The organism is Sulfitobacter sp. JL08 (assembly GCF_003352045.1).
Lineage (GTDB): Bacteria > Pseudomonadota > Alphaproteobacteria > Rhodobacterales > Rhodobacteraceae > JL08.
This window is the reverse complement of the sequence record NZ_CP025815.1, coordinates 2931520-2948720: the sequence shown is the minus strand read 5'-3', so window position 1 is coordinate 2948720 and position 17201 is coordinate 2931520. Positions and strand designations below refer to the sequence as shown.

General features: G+C 59.2%; 19 protein-coding genes, 1 tRNA gene and 1 other RNA gene. 13 read left to right on the top strand and 8 right to left on the bottom strand.

Features of this window, described 5'->3' with window-relative positions:
• Position 1 precedes the first annotated feature (1 nt).
• Positions 2-1063, bottom strand: a complete 1062-nt coding sequence (locus tag C1J05_RS14520) for a proline racemase family protein (protein ID WP_114870882.1) — start codon at positions 1061-1063, stop codon at positions 2-4.
• A 136-nt stretch (positions 1064-1199) separates the two neighbouring features.
• On the opposite strand from C1J05_RS14520, the gene ribB reads away from it, so the two are divergent.
• The 4 genes from ribB to C1J05_RS14500 all read left to right on the top strand — a co-directional run bounded on the left by ribB (position 1200) and on the right by C1J05_RS14500 (position 3782).
• Positions 1200-2321, top strand: coding sequence for a 3,4-dihydroxy-2-butanone-4-phosphate synthase (gene ribB, locus C1J05_RS14515; RefSeq protein WP_114870881.1), 1122 nt, complete (start codon positions 1200-1202; stop codon positions 2319-2321).
• Positions 2322-2873, top strand: a complete 552-nt coding sequence (locus C1J05_RS14510; protein WP_114870880.1) for a 6,7-dimethyl-8-ribityllumazine synthase — start codon at positions 2322-2324, stop codon at positions 2871-2873.
• On the top strand, positions 2870-3352 hold the full coding sequence (gene nusB / locus C1J05_RS14505) for a transcription antitermination factor NusB (protein ID WP_114870879.1): 483 nt from the start codon (positions 2870-2872) through the stop codon (positions 3350-3352). The genes C1J05_RS14510 and nusB overlap by 4 nt, the downstream gene beginning before the upstream one ends.
• 103 nt (positions 3353-3455) lie before the next feature.
• Complete coding sequence (locus C1J05_RS14500) at positions 3456-3782, top strand: hypothetical protein (protein WP_114870878.1); 327 nt, start codon at positions 3456-3458, stop codon at positions 3780-3782.
• Between the two features lie 30 nt (positions 3783-3812).
• Here C1J05_RS14500 and ssrS read toward each other — a convergent pair.
• Positions 3813-3967, bottom strand: a non-coding RNA gene (gene ssrS, locus C1J05_RS14495) — 6S RNA.
• A gap of 117 nt (positions 3968-4084) precedes the next feature.
• On the opposite strand from ssrS, the gene C1J05_RS14490 reads away from it, so the two are divergent.
• Positions 4085-4546, top strand: a complete 462-nt coding sequence (locus tag C1J05_RS14490; RefSeq protein ID WP_114870877.1) for an MmcB family DNA repair protein — start codon at positions 4085-4087, stop codon at positions 4544-4546.
• Here the strand turns inward: C1J05_RS14490 and C1J05_RS14485 are convergent.
• Positions 4536-4724, bottom strand: a complete 189-nt coding sequence (locus tag C1J05_RS14485) for a DUF6324 family protein (RefSeq protein ID WP_114870876.1) — start codon at positions 4722-4724, stop codon at positions 4536-4538. The two genes, C1J05_RS14490 and C1J05_RS14485, sit on opposite strands and share 11 nt — an antisense overlap.
• A 79-nt stretch (positions 4725-4803) precedes the next feature.
• Between C1J05_RS14485 and C1J05_RS14480 the strand changes: the two genes are divergently transcribed.
• The 3 genes from C1J05_RS14480 to C1J05_RS14470 all read left to right on the top strand — a co-directional run bounded on the left by C1J05_RS14480 (position 4804) and on the right by C1J05_RS14470 (position 6266).
• Entirely contained in the window at positions 4804-5289 is a 486-nt protein-coding gene (locus C1J05_RS14480; RefSeq protein ID WP_114870875.1) for a GNAT family N-acetyltransferase, read from the top strand.
• Entirely contained in the window at positions 5286-6146 is an 861-nt protein-coding gene (locus C1J05_RS14475) for a DMT family transporter (protein WP_114870874.1), read from the top strand. The genes C1J05_RS14480 and C1J05_RS14475 overlap by 4 nt, the downstream gene beginning before the upstream one ends.
• Positions 6147-6189: 43 nt before the next feature.
• Positions 6190-6266 (top strand) — tRNA-His (locus C1J05_RS14470).
• An 8-nt stretch (positions 6267-6274) separates the two neighbouring features.
• Here C1J05_RS14470 and C1J05_RS14465 read toward each other — a convergent pair.
• Together C1J05_RS14465 and C1J05_RS14460 are read right to left on the bottom strand one after the other, a co-directional pair.
• Positions 6275-8506, bottom strand: coding sequence for a transporter (locus C1J05_RS14465; protein ID WP_205388960.1), 2232 nt, complete (start codon positions 8504-8506; stop codon positions 6275-6277).
• Between the two features lie 148 nt (positions 8507-8654).
• Complete coding sequence (locus C1J05_RS14460) at positions 8655-8960, bottom strand: DUF6476 family protein (protein WP_114870873.1); 306 nt, start codon at positions 8958-8960, stop codon at positions 8655-8657.
• Between C1J05_RS14460 and C1J05_RS14455 the strand changes: the two genes are divergently transcribed.
• The 5 genes from C1J05_RS14455 (at position 8959) to C1J05_RS14435 (ending at position 12642) form a co-directional block, all read left to right on the top strand.
• Positions 8959-10002, top strand: coding sequence for an RluA family pseudouridine synthase (locus C1J05_RS14455; RefSeq protein WP_114870872.1), 1044 nt, complete (start codon positions 8959-8961; stop codon positions 10000-10002). The two genes, C1J05_RS14460 and C1J05_RS14455, sit on opposite strands and share 2 nt — an antisense overlap.
• Before the next feature lie 187 nt (positions 10003-10189).
• Positions 10190-11086, top strand: a complete 897-nt coding sequence (rpoH, locus tag C1J05_RS14450; protein ID WP_114870871.1) for an RNA polymerase sigma factor RpoH — start codon at positions 10190-10192, stop codon at positions 11084-11086.
• A gap of 410 nt (positions 11087-11496) precedes the next feature.
• Positions 11497-11679: a hypothetical protein gene (locus tag C1J05_RS21740; protein WP_114872331.1), complete on the top strand. Its 183-nt coding sequence runs from the start codon at positions 11497-11499 to the stop codon at positions 11677-11679.
• 172 nt (positions 11680-11851) lie between these two features.
• A complete protein-coding gene (locus C1J05_RS14440) occupies positions 11852-12259 on the top strand; it encodes a lysozyme inhibitor LprI family protein (protein WP_368073713.1) in 408 nt (135 codons plus the stop codon).
• 113 nt (positions 12260-12372) lie between these two features.
• On the top strand, positions 12373-12642 hold the full coding sequence (locus tag C1J05_RS14435; RefSeq protein ID WP_114870869.1) for a DksA/TraR family C4-type zinc finger protein: 270 nt from the start codon (positions 12373-12375) through the stop codon (positions 12640-12642).
• 60 nt (positions 12643-12702) lie between these two features.
• On the opposite strand, the gene C1J05_RS14430 is transcribed toward C1J05_RS14435, so the two are convergent.
• From C1J05_RS14430 to C1J05_RS14420, 3 genes are all read right to left on the bottom strand, one after another.
• Positions 12703-14523 carry a M3 family oligoendopeptidase gene (locus C1J05_RS14430; protein WP_114870868.1) on the bottom strand — a complete coding sequence of 607 codons (1821 nt, stop codon included), beginning with the start codon at positions 14521-14523 and terminating at the stop codon, positions 12703-12705.
• 62 nt (positions 14524-14585) lie between these two features.
• The gene (locus tag C1J05_RS14425) at positions 14586-16178 is read right to left on the bottom strand and encodes an ATP-dependent DNA ligase (protein WP_114870867.1); all 1593 of its coding nucleotides are present in this window, start codon (positions 16176-16178) and stop codon (positions 14586-14588) included.
• On the bottom strand, positions 16175-17185 hold the full coding sequence (locus C1J05_RS14420) for a ligase-associated DNA damage response exonuclease (RefSeq protein WP_114870866.1): 1011 nt from the start codon (positions 17183-17185) through the stop codon (positions 16175-16177). The genes C1J05_RS14425 and C1J05_RS14420 overlap by 4 nt, the downstream gene beginning before the upstream one ends.
• Positions 17186-17201: the final 16 nt, after the last annotated feature.

The window sequence follows — 17201 nt, the reverse complement described above, 5'->3', positions numbered from 1 at the left end:
GTCAATTGCCCCAGATGTCGCCGATCTTGTACCCGTTGGGGAACGGATCGGTGGGGTCACGCATCACCTGACCGGTTCCGTAAATCCAGCCCTGTCCCGATAGCGATGGAATGATGGCGGGGTAGGGGCCGACCTGCGTGGTGTCTTCGATCCGGCCTGTAAAGGTCGTTCCCATCGGGCCGGCGTTGACATAGTCCTGACCGACGCCCAACTGCCCGCGCGCGTGCAGCACGGCCGTTTTGGCGCAGGTGCCTGTGCCGCAGGGCGAACGATCAAGCACACCTGTCAGGGCATTGGGGCGTTGCGCATCAAATGTGCCCGTAGACACCGTGACCGCGCCCAATCCGTCGTAAGGGGCACCTTGGGGTGGTGGTGCCGTCAACTGGGCGATACTGGGCCCGCTGATCTGCGGATTGTCCGGGTGAACCACAGGAAGCTGTTCGGCTGCCGCGGCGCGCATCGCTTCGCTTGCGCGTACCATATCCGCGCCGGCATCGGCGCTGATTTCAAGCCCGAACTGCGCGGCGTCCGCGATGACGTAAAACATGCCGCCCCACGCCACATCAACGCGGATATCCCCGAAACCGGCCACCTCGATCACGCGATCCAGATGCATCGCAAAAGCCGGTACATTGCGAAACGTCACGCGCGTGACTTTCCCTTTGTGGCACTGGGCACGCACCCGGATCAATCCGGCTGGCGCCTCAAGCACGAGGTTTGTAACCGGTTCGACCATCGGAATAATGCCGGTTTCCAGCAATACGGTGGTGACGCAGATCGTATTGCTGCCGGACATCGGCGGGTATTCCGTCTGCTCCATGATGATAAACCCGGCATCCGCGTCCGGATGGCAGGGCGGCACGATCACATTGCAGCACAAGGCAGGGTAACCGCGCGGTTCACGCAGCATCAGCAGGCGGATATCATCGGCGTTTTCCTGCATCCATTGCATGCGTTCAAACACTGTATTGCCCGGCATGTGGGGCATGCCGCCGGTGATCACGCGACCCGGTTCGCCTTCGGCATGCGCCTCGACCACGTTGATCAAGCGGGAAACCTGCATCTCAACCTCCTGTGCCTGTCGGTTCAGGCTAAAGCGTGGTTACGGCAAGCGTCCAGCCTGAATTCGACTCTGGTTGCTCTGGCATTTTTGCGCTTGCTGGTCTAACTGCGCGATAACTGCTGCGAAGGTACCTGCCATGAGTTTCGAAACACCCGGACCTGTTGAATCCAACCTGGCCGCCCATATTTCGCCGATCGAACAGATCATTGAAGATGCGCGCGCGGGTCGGATGTTTATTCTGGTCGATCACGAAGACCGCGAGAACGAGGGCGATCTGGTCATTCCGGCTGATGCGGCCGATGCGGATGCGATCAATTTCATGGCCAATCACGGGCGCGGCCTGATCTGTCTGACATTGCCTGCCGACCGGATCGAGGCGCTGCGCCTTCCGATGATGGCAACACATAATTCGTCGCGCCACGAAACCGCTTTTACTGTGTCGATTGAGGCCCGCGAAGGTGTCAGCACCGGTATTTCGGCGCAGGACCGTGCGCGCACTGTGGCTGTCGCGATCAATCCTGCGTCAACCGGTGCCGATATCGCGACGCCGGGGCACGTGTTTCCGCTGCGTGCGCGCCGCGGTGGTGTTCTGGTGCGGGCAGGGCACACCGAAGCCGCCTGTGACGTGTCGCGACTGGCGGGGCGCAATCCGTCCGGTGTGATCTGTGAAATCATGAATGCGGACGGCACAATGGCGCGTCTGCCCGATCTGGTGGATGTGGCGAAAACCCATGGGCTGAAAATCGGCACGATCAGCGATCTGATCGCGTACCGGCGCCGCTATGACAATCTGGTGGTGGAAACCGCGCAGCATGACGTGGTGTCCGAATATGGCGGCGCATGGAAAATGCGCCTGTTTACGGATCAAACCCACGGGATCGAACATGTGGTGCTGACCAAGGGTGACATCACCACGCCGGAACCCGTTCTGGTGCGCACCCACGCGTTGCACGAAGCCGCCGATGTACTGGGTCTGGGCCCGAAACCCGCTGTGGAACTGCCGCGCGCAATGGAAATCATTGCAAAGGAAGGGCGCGGCGCGGTCTGCCTCTTCCGCGAGCCGCGCAAGGCCCTGTATACTCAGGAAGAAGACGGCCCCCGCACCATCAAGCAAACCGGTCTGGGTGCGCAAATCCTGTCAAAGATGGGATTGCACGATCTGATCCTTCTGACCGATTCACCGATGACCCGCTATGTTGGACTGGATGCCTATGGTCTGCGCATCACCGGCACCCGCCCGATCCTGAAGGAGGCATGAATGGCCACCGCCGAACAGCATTACATCCTGCCACGTCCCGAATTCGACAAGCCCGTCAAATTGCTGATCGTGGTTGCACCTTATTACAAGGATATCGCCGACAATCTGGTGGACGGAGCGGTTGCCGAAGCGGAAGCCTGTGGCGCAAGCTGGGACAAGATCGAGGTGCCCGGCGCGCTAGAATTGCCCACCGCAATCAGCATTGCGGAACGGATGTCCAATTACGATGGGTATGTGGCGCTTGGCTGCGTCATTCGCGGCGAAACCACGCATTACGATACGGTGTGCAACGACAGCAGCCGCGCCCTGCAAATGATGGGGTTGCAGGGGTTGTGCATCGGTAACGGCATCCTGACCGTGGAAAACCGTGCGCAAGCCGAAGTGCGCGCCGATCCGTCGGATCAGAACAAAGGTGGCGGTGCCGCTGCGGCGGCCTTGCATCTTGTCGCGCTCAGCCGTAAGTGGGGCCGCCAGACCAAAGGGGTCGGGTTCAAACCCGCATCGGAAAACATCCTTTTGGCGGGCGATAGCATTGGAAAACCGACCGCATGAGCGAAACGCAAGCCGCACCGTCAGGCAACCAGAAGCGCAAGATGAAATCCGCCGCGCGGCTATATGCCGTGCAGGCGTTGTTTCAGATGGAACATTCCGATCAAAGCGCGGATCAGGTGCGCAATGAATTCCTGCACCACCGTTTTGGCGCCGTCTATGAGGGCGAAGAGATGGCGGACGGCGATGTGGACCTGTTCACCGAGATCCTTGACGGGGCCGTTACGCAGCAGGTGCGGATCGACCAGATGACAGACCGCGCACTGGTGGCAAAGTGGCCGATTGCGCGGATCGATCCGACATTGCGGGCGTTGTTTCGCGCCGCCGGGGCCGAACTGGTCGGGTCCGATGTGCCGCCCAAGGTGGTGATCGTGGAATTCGTACAGGTCGCCACGGCGTTTTTTCCCGACGGCAAGGAACCGAAATTCGTAAACGCGGTGCTGGATCACATGGCACGCGAGGCCCGCCCCGAAGCGTTCTGATCCGGCTCGTCGGCCTCCTCGGGCAATTTGTCGCCACCTTTTGACGCTGTCGCCCTCGTCCTTTTGGCGAGATGTGATATAATAAAGACGAAGGAGTGGTCATATGCCTGAACTCGTCAAATTATATATTCGTAACGTCGCAATCGGATTTGGGGTTGCTGCGGTTTTTGTTGCGCTGCTGTTGTGGTTCAACGTGATGAACCTGTGGTATCTTGTGTCGCATAATTCCGATGGTGTTCTGGCCGTGTTCCTGTTGTGGTTCATGCACGGCATCGTGTTCGCGGGCGTTCAATTTGCCTTTGCGGTGATGATGATGGCGCGCAAGGATGATGATGACGATGATCATCACGGCGGCCATGCGATCCGCGATTATCTGGCTGTGCCGGTGCGCGCCGAATCCGACACTGCGCAGCGGAAGACGCGCCGCTGATCGCCAGTTTCGATCGGGTAGAGAATGTGTGACGGAACCACCGAACCGTTTTAGTTCTATATTCCCGAGGACCTGTATTTACAGGTGGGCGCCAGGTAATCAAACCAGGGCTTGAACAGAGCCAGCTCCCTCGGATTTGCTTAAGGCCACTGGAACGTAACCAGTCACGAGAAGGGCAGAACCGCCACGGAGCAGACATAGGGTGTTGCCATGATCCGGACAAGGGGTTTGATGTCTTCGTTCGCAGGAACGCCGCAAGCGCGGGGCTTGAAAAATGTTTACGTTTTGTTCATGGTTGAGCCATGTCGGATGTGACCCCTTCCTTATTGCAGCCCGGCCAGCTTCTGGCCCGCGGCGTATCACGCCATCTGAGCAGCCACGATATTGCTTCTATTGAAGAATTCGTACCTGCGCGTGGATTGCGTGTGGATGTGATGGGGTTGGGCCCAAAAGGCGAGGTGTGGATTATCGAATGCAAATCCTCGCGTGCGGATTTTCAGACGGACTGCAAATGGCAGGGCTATCTGGAGTGGTGCGACCGGTATTTCTGGGCGGTGGATTGCGATTTTCCCACCGATCTGTTGCCGGAGCAAACCGGCCTGATCATCGCCGATGCCTATGACGCCGAAATCATTCGTATGGCCCCGGAACACAAACTTGCACCGGCGCGGCGCAAGGTGGTGATCCAGAAATTTGCCAGTCATGCAGCCCGCCGCCTGCAACGTCTGCGCGATCCGGCAATGGGGCCGGCGTTCAGCGTTTGACGGCGCGTGCGGCCACGGCGGCCGCGCGAATTTCCTCGGCGATGTCGTCGGCTTCTTCGGGGTCGAAATCCATCGGGATTTCAATGCCGTTCGCTTCGACAAAGATGCGCACCATGCCTTTGTCGGTCGGGCCGATTTGCAAGTTTGCTTCGATATCGCGCTCTGTGTCGATGCCCATGCCGGCCTCCTGATTTTAGGTGTCATGTGCTAGCGCGCAAGGCCTTGCTTGGCAAGTGGGGGCGTGCTTTGCTGCGCGCATGACGCAAGACATTGAACTGCGCCGCTTTCGGCCAGATGACAAAGACTGGCTGGTTCGGCAACACAGTACGCTTTATGCGCGCGACGAAGGGTTCGATGACAGTTTTGGCGCTTTGGTTGATGATGTCCTGACTGATTTTCTGGCGCACCACGACCCCGCATGCGAAGCCGGATGGATCGCCGCGCAGGGTGAAGAACGTCTGGGCAGCATTTTTTGCGTCCGGCTGGACGAATACACTGCAAAATTGCGGGTGTTCCTGTTGTTGCCTAAGGCGCGCGGCACCGGTCTGGGCACGCGGATGCTGCACACCTGCATGCAGTTCGCACGGGATGCCGGTTATCGTGGAATGCGGTTGTGGACCCACGAAAGCCACAAGGCGGCAGGGGTGCTTTATCAGCGCAATGGCTGGTCGCTGGACAGTGCGACGCCGGTGCATTCCTTTGGTCGTGACAATGTGGAACAAAACTGGAGCATCCGGTTTTGAGCCGCCGGCGCGGCCAGATCGCCGCAGCCATAACGGGGGTTCAGACCGGATTGGCCATGGTGCTGACCCGTGCGCTGGCGGATGACATCAGCCCGATGACACTGGCGTTTTTGCGCTACAGCATTGCGGTAATGGTGCTGGCCCCGTTTTTTCTGCGCCTGCGACCGGCCCGTATTGCGCCGGCTGACAGGGGGCCGATCCTGTTGCTGGGGGTGGTGCAATTCGGGATCACCGTGGCGCTTGTCAATTATGGATTGCACTATGTGTCTGCGGCGCAGGGGGCGGTTGTGTTCGGGATGTTCCCGATTTTGACAATCGCGCTGGCTGCAGCGCTGGGGCGCGAGAAAATGACGCTGCTGCGGGTGTTGGGGGCGCTGATTTCCGTGGTCGGGGTGGCAATCTGTCTGGGGGCCAATACCCTGCCGACCAGCGGGTTCGGGGCGGGGCTGGTGTTTCTGGCGGCAGGCTCTGCGGCTGCCTGTTCGATCTATTACCGCCCCTATCTGCAAAAATACCCGACCTTGCAGGTCGGGGCGATCGCCATGTTTGCCGCCGCGCTCAGCCTGTTTCCCGCCAGTCTGATCGAAACGCCGATGGCGCAACTGTCGGTACTGCTTCCCGGTCAATGGGCGATGGTTCTGGCCATCGGATTTCTAAGCGGGGCGGGATATCTTTTGTGGTTGACCGCGCTGAAACATACCGGCCCGGGCGAGGCGACGGTGCTGATGGGCATTTCGCCGATCACTGCCGCAATTGTCGGGGCGCTGGCCTTGGGCGAACCGCTGACCGCGGGGTTTGCTCTGGGATTGAGCATCGCAATTCTGGGGGTGTCGCTGGCGGTTCTTAGTCGCCCTTAACCTCTTGCAATCATCGGCCATGGGCGCTAAATCCCCACCGTGTGCCGCCTTAGCTCAGTAGGTTAGAGCGCTTGATTGTGGATCAAGAGGTCCCCCGTTCGAGCCGGGGAGGTGGTACCATTCTTCCTTTACTTGAGGGCCGACAGCAGATGGGCGTGATCATCCGTCCAGGCCGTACCGCCATCCGATGCCACGGCGCGCCAGCGCGGATCGTGCAGCAGGGCCGACATTTTGCCGGCATCCGGCGTCAGCATCATCACGACAGACGGTTTGGCGCCCTTTGGCAGCGGCGCGGCGGGGTCGGGGGCATCTACGCGTTTGGCGGCCAACAGACGGGTTTCGCCTGCGATGCGCGCCAGTGGCTGGGTCAGATCGTAATAGCGGTTGGAAATGTGGAACACCAAAACCCCGTTTGACGCCAGACGGTCAAGATACATTTCAACCGCTTCGCGCGTGACCAGATGCACCGGAATCGAATCCGAGCTGTAGGCATCAAGGACCATGATATCAAATGTCAGATCCTGCTGTGCCAGAACAATGCGCGCATCCCCCAGATGGGTGCTGGAGTCCGGTGCGCAATGGGACATGAAATTGAACATCTCGGGCGTGCGCGCCACGCGGTCCACCATTTCGTCGATCTCGTAATACTCCCACGACTGGCCCGGCCGGGCGTAACAGGCCAGCGATCCGACGCCCAGTCCGACAATGCCGATCCGGGCGGTTTCAATGCCGTCTGTCGTGGTCAGGATCTGCGCCATCGGGCTGTTTGCATGGTAATAGGACAGCGGTGTCGGACGGGTGCCGGTTTCATCGACATATTGATAGCCGTGGATCGTGGTTCCGTTGCCGTAAACGCGCAATCCGTCGGTATCATAGACCGTATGCGCGCCGAAAAAGCTGCGGTCCTTGAACGTGTAATCCTTGCTTAGCGACAGCATGTCAGCCCCCAGAAACACCACCACAGCCGCCAGAATGGCCACCGGCGCGCGCGCCAGTCTGGCCAGTAGAATCGCGAATCCGGCCATCAACCCCAGTGATGTGATCATGGCAACGGGGCCTTCGCTGTCGGTGCCGCGCAGCAGGCTGAAGGCGAACAGCACCGCCGCCGCTGACAGCAACCCGTGGGCCAGCGGGCGCACGGGGATGGTTTTGGTGCCCAGCGTCAAAAGCAGCGCCGCCAATATGACCGAAATCACTCCTTCGTAGATGCCGCTGAATGCCACCGGGGCGATGATGGAATTGAACAGGCCGCCCAATGGGCCCCCCACCGACATGATGATGTAAAACAGCGTAAGGTGCGCCGCGTCGGGGCGGCGTTCATATAGCGCCCTGTGGGCATGAACCGCGACGATAAACAGCGCCGGTGCGAACAACAGCGCACTTAGCCATGTCTGGATGCCGCTGGACTGATGGCTCATCAAAACGGCCATCACGGCAATCGCGCCTGCGGCAAGCGGGCGTGATACGGCATTCGAAAACAGCGGGCGGTTGGAAAAGGCGATGACGAAACTCAGGATGTACAGCGACAGCGGCACGACCCAGATCAGCGGGAATGATCCCAGATCGGTGCTGATCTTGGTGGTGATCGACAACATCAGCGTGGATGGAACAAAGGCCAGAAGCAGCCAGATCGCCACGGTTGATGCGGTGATGTTGGTGGGTGGTGCCACGATATGAACGCGCGTATCGCCTGTTTGCGGGGCCGGTCTGGCCCGCAGGGTCAGCAGACCGCTGATCATCAATAGCGCGCCGAACGCGACAAAACCCGCCGCCCAGCCCCAGCCGATGGCCTGTGCCCCGAACAGGGGTTCGGCCAGCAAGGGAAACCCCAGAAGCGCCAGAAGCGATCCGAAATTGCTGGCACCGTAAAGAAAATAGGGGTCATGCGCAGACGGGCCGTCCGATTTGGCATACCACGATTGCAGCAAGGGCGCGTTGGCCGACAACATGCCAAACGGCACGCCCACTCCCAGAGCGAACAGGGACAGCGTTTGCCACGCTGTCGATGCTGTCGGATCGTAAGCCCAGCTTTCGCTGACCGACAGGGGCAGAAACCACAACGCACCGGCCCACACCGCAAGATGGATGGGCAATTGCCATTTCAGCGGGACATGGCGGGTCAGAAGGTGCGCGTAGATATACCCGACCAGCAAAACAACCTGAAAAAACAGCATCGCCGTGGTCCACACCCCCGGCGCGCCGCCGATCTGGGGCAGCACCAGCTTGGCGAACAGCGGCTGGACGAAGAACAACAGGGATGCGCTGACAAAAATGGTCAGCGTGAAAACGGCCGGAACGACCCATTGCTTTCTGCGCGCGGGCGATGGGTGCAGATGTGGATGTGTGTCGGTACTGCTCATGCTTTGCCCTGTGTTGTCACGCGAAACGGGCCACCGGCACGGGTGGCTGTTCTGTCGGGTTCTAGGGGCTTAATGCGGCGAAATTGTGATCAGAACAGATACAATCACGGCGTCAAGGTCGCGATTGTGCTGAAAAGCGAAAGGCTTCCTAATCGCCCGTTTTTATATCGATGCTTTGGCGCAGGGCACCGCTGCCCCGATCGAAAATCAGGATCGTGTTCTGCCGCGTCACCACGGCATACCAGCCGTCGCCCTGGGTGAACGCACTGGCCGTGGCCCCGTCAGGTAAAGTGATCTCATCGGGCAGGGGGGCTGGACGGTCAGAGAAACGGATGACAAAGAGGGCAATGATGATAAACAGGCCGCCAATCATCGTTGCGGTCAGCAGTGTCACCAGACGCCGCAGGAAACGCAAATTGGCCGGTTCCGGGGTCAGTTCAGAAGGGTCTTGCATGGACATCCGCCGTGTTACATTCACCATCGCGGAAGATCCGCCGCCCCGCCTTGATAAGGCGCTTGCCCGCGATGTGCCAGAGGATGCGGTTCTGTCGCGGACGCGGCTGGCGCGGCTGATCGCAGATGGTGCGGTGCATGTGGATGGCGTGATCGCCGACGATCCCAAGGCCAGAGTTGCACAAGGGGCCAGCATCAGCATTGTTGTGGATGCACCCCAGGACAGCCATATCGCGCCGGAACCTATCCCGCTGGATGTGGTGTTTGAAGACGCCGACCTGATTGTCATCAACAAACCGGCGGGCATGGTAGTCCACCCTGCACCGGGCAGCCCTTCGGGTACGTTGGTGAATGCGCTGCTGGCGCATTGCGGCGATGACCTGTCCGGCGTCGGTGGGATGAAACGCCCCGGTATCGTGCACCGGATCGACAAGGAGACCAGCGGTCTGCTGGTGGTGGCCAAATCGGATGCTGCGCATCACGGGTTGGCGGCTCAGTTCGAAAAGCACAGCGTGGAGCGGTATTACAACGCAGTCGTCTACGGCGTTCCCGATGCCAATGATCCGCGTCTGCGCGGGATCAGGGGCGCAAGCTTTGAGGCAGGCAATATTCTGCGCCTGACCACGCAACTGGCCCGGCACAAGACTGACCGGCAGCGTCAGGCGGTGCTGTTTCAGGGGGGGCGGCACGCTGTCACCCGCGCCCGCATTGTCGAGGCGTTCGGAAACCCACCGGTTGCATCGCTGGTTGAATGCTGGCTGGAAACCGGCCGGACCCATCAAATCCGGGTTCATATGGCGCATGCGGGACATGCCCTGATCGGCGATCCGACCTATGGCGGGCGGCGCAAATTGTCGGCCAAGGCGATTTCCGAAACCGGGCGCGCCGCCGTTGCCGCGTTTTCCCGTCAGGCGCTGCATGCGGCCGTTTTGGGTTTTGACCACCCGGTCACCGGCGAAGCGATGCGGTTTGAGGCCCCATTGCCGCCCGATATGGTCGCGTTGATTGCCGCATTGCGTAGTCCGGCAGATCAGGGTGCATAGGGCGGTTTAATGTCATCGCGCGCTTTGACATGAACAGCACATGCGCGTGAGCGCACTGACACGTGACTTTCACAGCGACGGAAAGCTGCCATTATAGCGTTAAAGGAACATCATATGCCCCTTGAAAGGGGTGCGACCACGACCCATATGGTATGTTAAGCCCTTAAACATTGGGAGGGGACAGAAAATGGCAAACTACGCAAATCTGCCGGCACCGACGCCCGAAGGCGGTCTGAACCGGTATATGCAGGAAATCCGGAAATTCCCGCTGCTGGAACCGGAAGAGGAATATATGCTGGCCAAGCGCTGGGTCGAAGAACAGGACACGGAAGCAGCCCACAAGATGGTCACATCGCATCTGCGATTGGCGGCCAAAATCGCGATGGGATATCGCGGATACGGCCTGCCGCAGGCCGAAGTGATTTCAGAGGCGAATGTGGGCCTGATGCAGGCCGTCAAGCGGTTTGATCCGGAAAAGGGCTTTCGCCTTGCGACCTATGCGATGTGGTGGATCCGCGCCAGCATTCAGGAATACATCCTGCGCAGCTGGTCGTTGGTGAAACTGGGTACGACATCGGCGCAGAAAAAGCTGTTTTTCAACCTGCGCAAAGCCAAATCCAAAATCGGCGCGCTGGAAGATGGCGATTTGCGCCCTGAAAACGTCAAGCGGATCGCGACCGATCTGGGCGTGACCGAAGACGAAGTGATCTCGATGAACCGCCGCCTGTCGGGTGGTGATGCGTCTTTGAACGCAACGGTCGGGTCCGAAGGCGAAGGTACGATGCAATGGCAGGACTGGCTGGAAGACGAAGATGCCGACCAGGCCGGAGATTACGCCGAGCGCGACGAACTGGAAGCGCGGCGCGAATTGCTGGCACAGGCGCTGGACGTGCTGAATGACCGGGAAAAGGATATCCTGACCCAGCGGCGTCTGGCCGACAAGGCGGTAACGCTGGAAGATCTGAGTGGCCAATATGACGTAAGCCGCGAACGTATCCGTCAGATCGAGGTGCGCGCGTTTGAAAAACTGCAAAAACGGATGCGTGATCTGGCCAAAGAAAAAGGCATGCTGGCCACAGCGTAACCTTGCGTCGGTCTTGAGTGACATGGAAACGGGCGGTCCTGCGGGGCCGCCCTTTTTTGGTAGAGAGGCAGATCGCAGGGTTCGGTTTCAGGTGTTCCTGTTTGGCTGGCACCATTGCAAAAAGAACGATGAAAAATCGCTTGCTCTGAGATAGAAACCAAGGCCTGCCCCAACGGTGCAAGGCAAACAAAATTGATCCTGCGCACCTTTTTATGTATGCTGGAAGAGAGGCGCAAAGGCTGTCATGTCTTGTGACGGGTCAGTGATATTGGCCGGATCTGTGACGATTCAGCCGATAAAAATGTTGCGAAGGCCAGCGCTGCGGCGCGCGGAAAAATTGTCTCGACGACATGCACTTTGCCGATCCTCTTGACCATTGCTTTGACGTTTTGACCAACGGAGGGAAGACCATGGATACCATCAAAATTACGGAAATCGCTCGCGCTTTGTACCGTACTCACGGAGACAAAGCAGAATTTGAGGCCGCTCAGTGCGAAAAGCGGTTCAAGAACGCCGGAAACAACGATGAAGCAGATAACTGGCGCGCAATTCGGGGAAGTATCCGACGCATGCGTGGCGCCAACCAAAGTTGATCGTGAAAACGCGGTGGGCGGCCAAAAACTAGGCTTTCTTGTCTGTGCTGGGCCGGGCGCGGACTTTTGCTGCGAAGGACACGACGGCTGATTTCAAGACTCCGTGCAAGAAATGTATTGAATGGATGGTGTTTGTCGACGTCTGCCAAGTTAGCCTGGCAAGGATTGATTGATGAGCAAAAGGAGATTTGTCATGCGAAGTCTTGGCATGAAACTGTTCTTGTTGACCTGCCTGCCCGGCATCGCCCTGTCCGATCCGGCAACAGAATGCGGCGGAAGCAGTCAGGTCGAGATCGGGGCCTGTGTCGCCGATACACTTGAGCGGGTCGATGCGACTGTCGACATCTATCTGGGCTTCGCGATGAGTTCTGCGGCAGAGCTTGACAACGTAACTGATCGAACGGTGGCGGTACCTGCTCTGGAAGCCGCACAGGCGGCCTGGTCAGCCTATCGCGATGCACAATGCGACTATGTCGGGGCAACTTTCGGAGGCGGTTCCGGAACAGGGATCGCGATCAATTCCTGCAAGATCAAGCTTGGGCGGGGCCGCGCAGAAGAGCTTATGCGCTACGTACAATGAAGCGGGCCTTTCCTGCGCACGGCACCGTTTTCTGCCAAAGGGCGACCCACCCGTTCTTGTTGGCAGGTGAGGGCAGATGCCTTAAATATGCGAGGTACAAAGGAGTGTGAGCGATGGCCGGAGGATGGGCGCGTGACGGCGCCGTGAGCGAACAGATCGAAGCGTCGATAAATGACGAACTGGCGCGGCTGAAGGCGCGCAAGGCCCCCGTCGGTGACAGCCTGACCCATTGCGCGGACTGCGAAGAACCGATCCCCGAGGCGCGCCGCGCCGCGATCCCCGGCGTAAAACTGTGCATCGACTGTATGCAGGAACGCGACAGCCAACGCAAAACACGCGTCGGCATCAACCGGCGGGGCAGCAAGGACAGCCAGTTGAAGTAAGCGACCACGGCGACAGGCGCGCGAAACTCTGAAAATTTCGCGGCCTTGAAGAGGGTGTTCTTACCCTTCCATCGCTTCCAGTTCGTCGATCAGGCCTTCAATCATGCTTAGGCCCTTGTCCCAGAATTTCGGGTCGGACGCGTCCAGCCCGAAGGGCGCCAGCAATTCCTTGTGGTGCTTTGACCCGCCCGCTTTCAGCATGTCGAAATACTTGTCCTCGAACCCGTCATCGCCCTCGGCGTAAACCGAATACAGCGCGTTCACGAGGCCGTCACCAAAGGCATAGGCATAGACATAAAACGGCGAGTGGACGAAATGCGGGATGTAGGCCCAGAACGTTTCATACCCGTCCATGAAATCAAAGGCAGGTCCAAGGCTTTCGGCCTGCACCGACATCCACAACGCGTTGATATCATCCGGCGTCAGTTCGCCGCCGCGCCGTGCGGCGTGCAGCTTGCATTCGAAATCGTAAAACGCGATCTGGCGCACGACCGTGTTGATCATGTCTTCGACCTTGCCAGCCAGCAGAACCTTGCGTTGCGCATCGGTTTTCGCGTTGTCCAGCATCTTGCGGAATGTCAGCATTTCACCGAACACCGATGCCGTTTCCGCGAGTGTCAGCGGGGTCGAGGACAGCATTTCGCCCTGATCGGCGGCCAGCACCTGATGCACGCCGTGCCCCAGTTCATGCGCGAGGGTCATCACGTCGCGCGGTTTGCCCAGATAGTTCAACATCACATAGGGGTGCACTTCGGTCACGGTGGGGTGGGCAAAGGCGCCGGGGGCTTTGCCGGGTTTTACACCCGCATCAATCCAGCCCTTGTTGAAAAACGGTTCGGCCAGTTCGCCCATACGGGGATCAAAAGCAGAATACGCATCCATCACCATCTTTTGTGCCTGATCCCAGTTGACGATAGTCGGATCTTCCATCGGCAGGGGGGCATTGCGGTCCCAGACCTGCATCCGGTCCAGCCCCAGCCATTTGCGTTTCAGATCGTAATAGCGGTGGCTGAGGCGCGGATAGGCGGCGACAACCGCCTCGCGCAGGGCTTCGACCACTTCGGGTTCGACATCATTTGACAGATGGCGGCCGGTTTGCGCAGTGGGCATGCCGCGCCAGCGGTCAACGATTTCCTTTTCCTTGGTCTGTGTGTTGTGCACGCGGGCAAAGGTTTTCACGTTTTCGCCGAACACGCGCGCCAGTTCTTCGGCACCGGCCTGCCGTTTTTCGCGGTCCGGATCGGTCAGCAGGTTTAGCGTGCTTTCGATGCCCAGGGTTTCACCGTTCACGTCGAATGTGAGGCCGGCAATGGTTTCATCAAACAGCCGTTCCCACGCATCGCCCACGACCCCCAGATCGTGCAGGAATTTTTCCAACTCGTCCGACAACTGATAGGGTTTCATCGCGCGGATGCGGTCGAACACAGGCTTGTAGCGCGCCAGATCCGGGTTCTGGTGCAACAACGCCGCCAGATGATCATCTTCCAGCCGGTTCAGTTCCAGCGTGAAAAACACCAGCGGGGTGGTGAAGTTGGTGATCTTTTCCTGCATGTCCGACATGAACTTGGCGCGGCCTGCATCTGTGGTGTGCTGGTAATAGCGCAATCCGGCAAAGGACATGATACGCCCGGCAATCGTGCTGATCCGTTCATTGCGCAGCACACATTCCAACAGGCCGTTGGCATCTAGACCGGCCAGTTTGCCTTCGTAATCGGTGGCGAAAGAGGTGCAGGCCTGTTCCAGCCAGTCCAGATCGCGTTTCAGTTCGGGCGCGTCTTCACCTGTGTAAAGATCGTTCAGATCCCATTCGGGCAGGTTGCCCAGATTGTCAGCGCCACCTGTGGCATTTGCATCGCGTACCGGAAACGGAAGTTGGAACATGGAACCCTCATTTTTGCATCTGTGACAGAGTTAAGAGCCTTGGGCGCGAGTCACAAGCGGACTTAGCCATAAACCCGCAGCATTTCTTTCAGATCGTCCAAGGAATTGGCCTCTTGCAGCGGTTTGTCCTGCCGCCAGCGTGACATGCGGGGAAACCGCAGGGCGACACCGGATTTGTGGCGCGGGCTGGCCTGTATGCCTTCAAAGGCGATTTCAAAGACGTGGTGTGGTTTGACCTGTCGCACGGGACCAAAGCGTTGCAGGGTGTTTCTGCGCACCCACGCAGTGATTTTGGCGAATTCAGCATCTGTCAGGCCGGAATAGGCCTTGGTGAAGGGTACAAGATCGTTGCCGTCCCATACGGCAAAGGTGAAATCGGTGAACAGATTGGCGCGCCGTCCATGTCCGGCCTGCGCATAGATCATCACGGCATCAATCACCAACGGGTCCAGCTTCCATTTCCACCAGTCGCCTTTCTTGCGCCCGGCCAGATAGGGGCTGTCGGCGCGTTTCAGCATGACACCTTCGGCTTGATGCGCGCGCGCGTCGGTGCGCAACGCTTCCAGATCGCGCCATGTGTCAAACCGCAGTTGCGGCGGCAGGTGCAGGGGGGCATCGCGGGGCAGGTCTTTTGCAATCTGTTCCAGGGCTGCGCGCCGTTCGGCAAAGGGTTTGGCGCGCATGTCCTGACCGTTCTGTTCCAGCAGATCATAGGCCGCCAGAACAACCGGCGTTTCGGCCAGCAGCTTTTTGGGTACTGTTTTGCGCCCGATCCGCTTTTGCAGCGCGCTGAACGACAATGGCGCGTTGCCGCCCCACGCAAGCAATTCGCCATCCAGAACGGTGCCGTCCGGCAGGAAATCAACCGCGCGGGCCAGTTCGGGAAAACGGTCTGTCATCAGTTCTTCGCCGCGGGACCAGACGAAATACTGCCCGTCGCGGATAATCAGCTGGCCTCGGATGCCATCCCATTTCCATTCTGCGTACCAACCAGACGGGTCGCCCAACGCGTCGGGCGAACTCTCCAGCGCGTAGGCAAGATAGAACGGATAGGGCCGTGACGCGTCGGCGCTGGCATCTTCGGCCTCGATCAGATCGTGGTAGGTTGTGGTGTCGGGGGTCCAGTCGCCCATCAAACGGTGGGCCAGTTCGGTTTCGGGTTTGCCGCTGGCCTGCGCCAGCGCCCGCGTCATCAGTTTCTGGCTGATCCCGATGCGGAACCCGCCTGTGATCAGTTTGTTAAACAGGAACCGTTCGGTTGTGTTCAGCTGATCCCAGGCGGACAAAACGTTGTCTTTTCTGGTGGCTTCATCCACGTCAGAAAGATCGCGCAGTGTATTGATCCAATGTGTTAATTCGTAATCCGATGTGTAGCTTGCAGGCGGCATGATCAGGGCGATTGTTTCGGCCAGATCACCGACAACGGGATAGGTGTCCTCTAACAACCACAGCGGCAATTCTGACACTTCGGCGGCCCATTCCCGCAGGCGGGTTGTGGTGACGGCCCGTTTCGGCCGCCGCCCTGAAAACAGCGCGATGGTCCACAATCGGTCCTGTTCGGGGGCGGACTGGAAATAGGCCGAAAGGGCGGCCACCTTCTGGTTCGTCTTGGTTGTCTGGTCGATCTGGTCGAACAGGGCGGCGAACTGTTTCATGGCATGTCCGCCTCGTCTGCATCCTCGCCCTGAAACTCGGTTGTGACGATGCTGGCATTATAGCCTTTTTCATTCAGGTGACGTGTGAAGATATCTGTATAACCATGCGTAACATATATATTTTCTGCGCCGGTATCGCGAATGGCGCTGTTCAGGCCCGTCCAGTCGGCATGATCCGAAACAACAAAGCCGCGATCGACGGCGCGGCGGCGCCGGATGCCGCGCAACCGCATCCAGCCACTGGCAAACCCAGTCGAATGCGGCCCCAGTTTGCGGGCCCATGCACTGCCCAGGGCCGAGGGCGGGGCCAGCACGATAGCGCCCGGATGATCCTTGATATTGGTATCGCCCGTGACAAGCACAGTGGCGGGCAAATCGATACCTTGGGCGCGCAGGACGGTATTGGTTGCCTCGACCGCGCCGTGGGTCAGGATCGGCCCGATGTTGTGGTCCAGCATGCGCATCAGGCGCTGCGCCTTGCCAAGGGCATAGGCCCCCAAAAGCGCGGTTTTACCCTGTGCGGCGCAGGAGGCCCACCAAGCGTTCAGATCTTGTGCCACCTGTTCCTGTGTGTCCCAGCGAAACGCGGGCAGGCCAAAGGTGCTTTCGGTGATAAAGCTGTGACAGCGCACCGGCTCAAAGGGATCAGACAGGCCATCCTCTTCGGTTTTGTAATCGCCGGACGCAACCCAGATTTCGCCGCCCACCTCGACCCTGATCTGGGCAGAACCGGGTACATGCCCTGCCGGGTGGAACGAAACGATTGCATCGCCGATGCTCAGTTGGCGGCCGTAACCGGTTGTTTCAATGCTGATGTTGCCCAGACGGTGCCGCATCACCGGTGCGGCGGTTCTGGTAGCCAGATAGCGGCTGTGACCGGCGCGCGCATGATCCGCATGGCCGTGGGTGATCAGGGCGCGATCAACCGGGCGCCACGGATCGATGTAAAAATCGCCTGCGGCGCAATAAATGCCGTTTGGTGTAAAAGTCAGAACCGGGTTTTTCATATCCCAACAATAATAG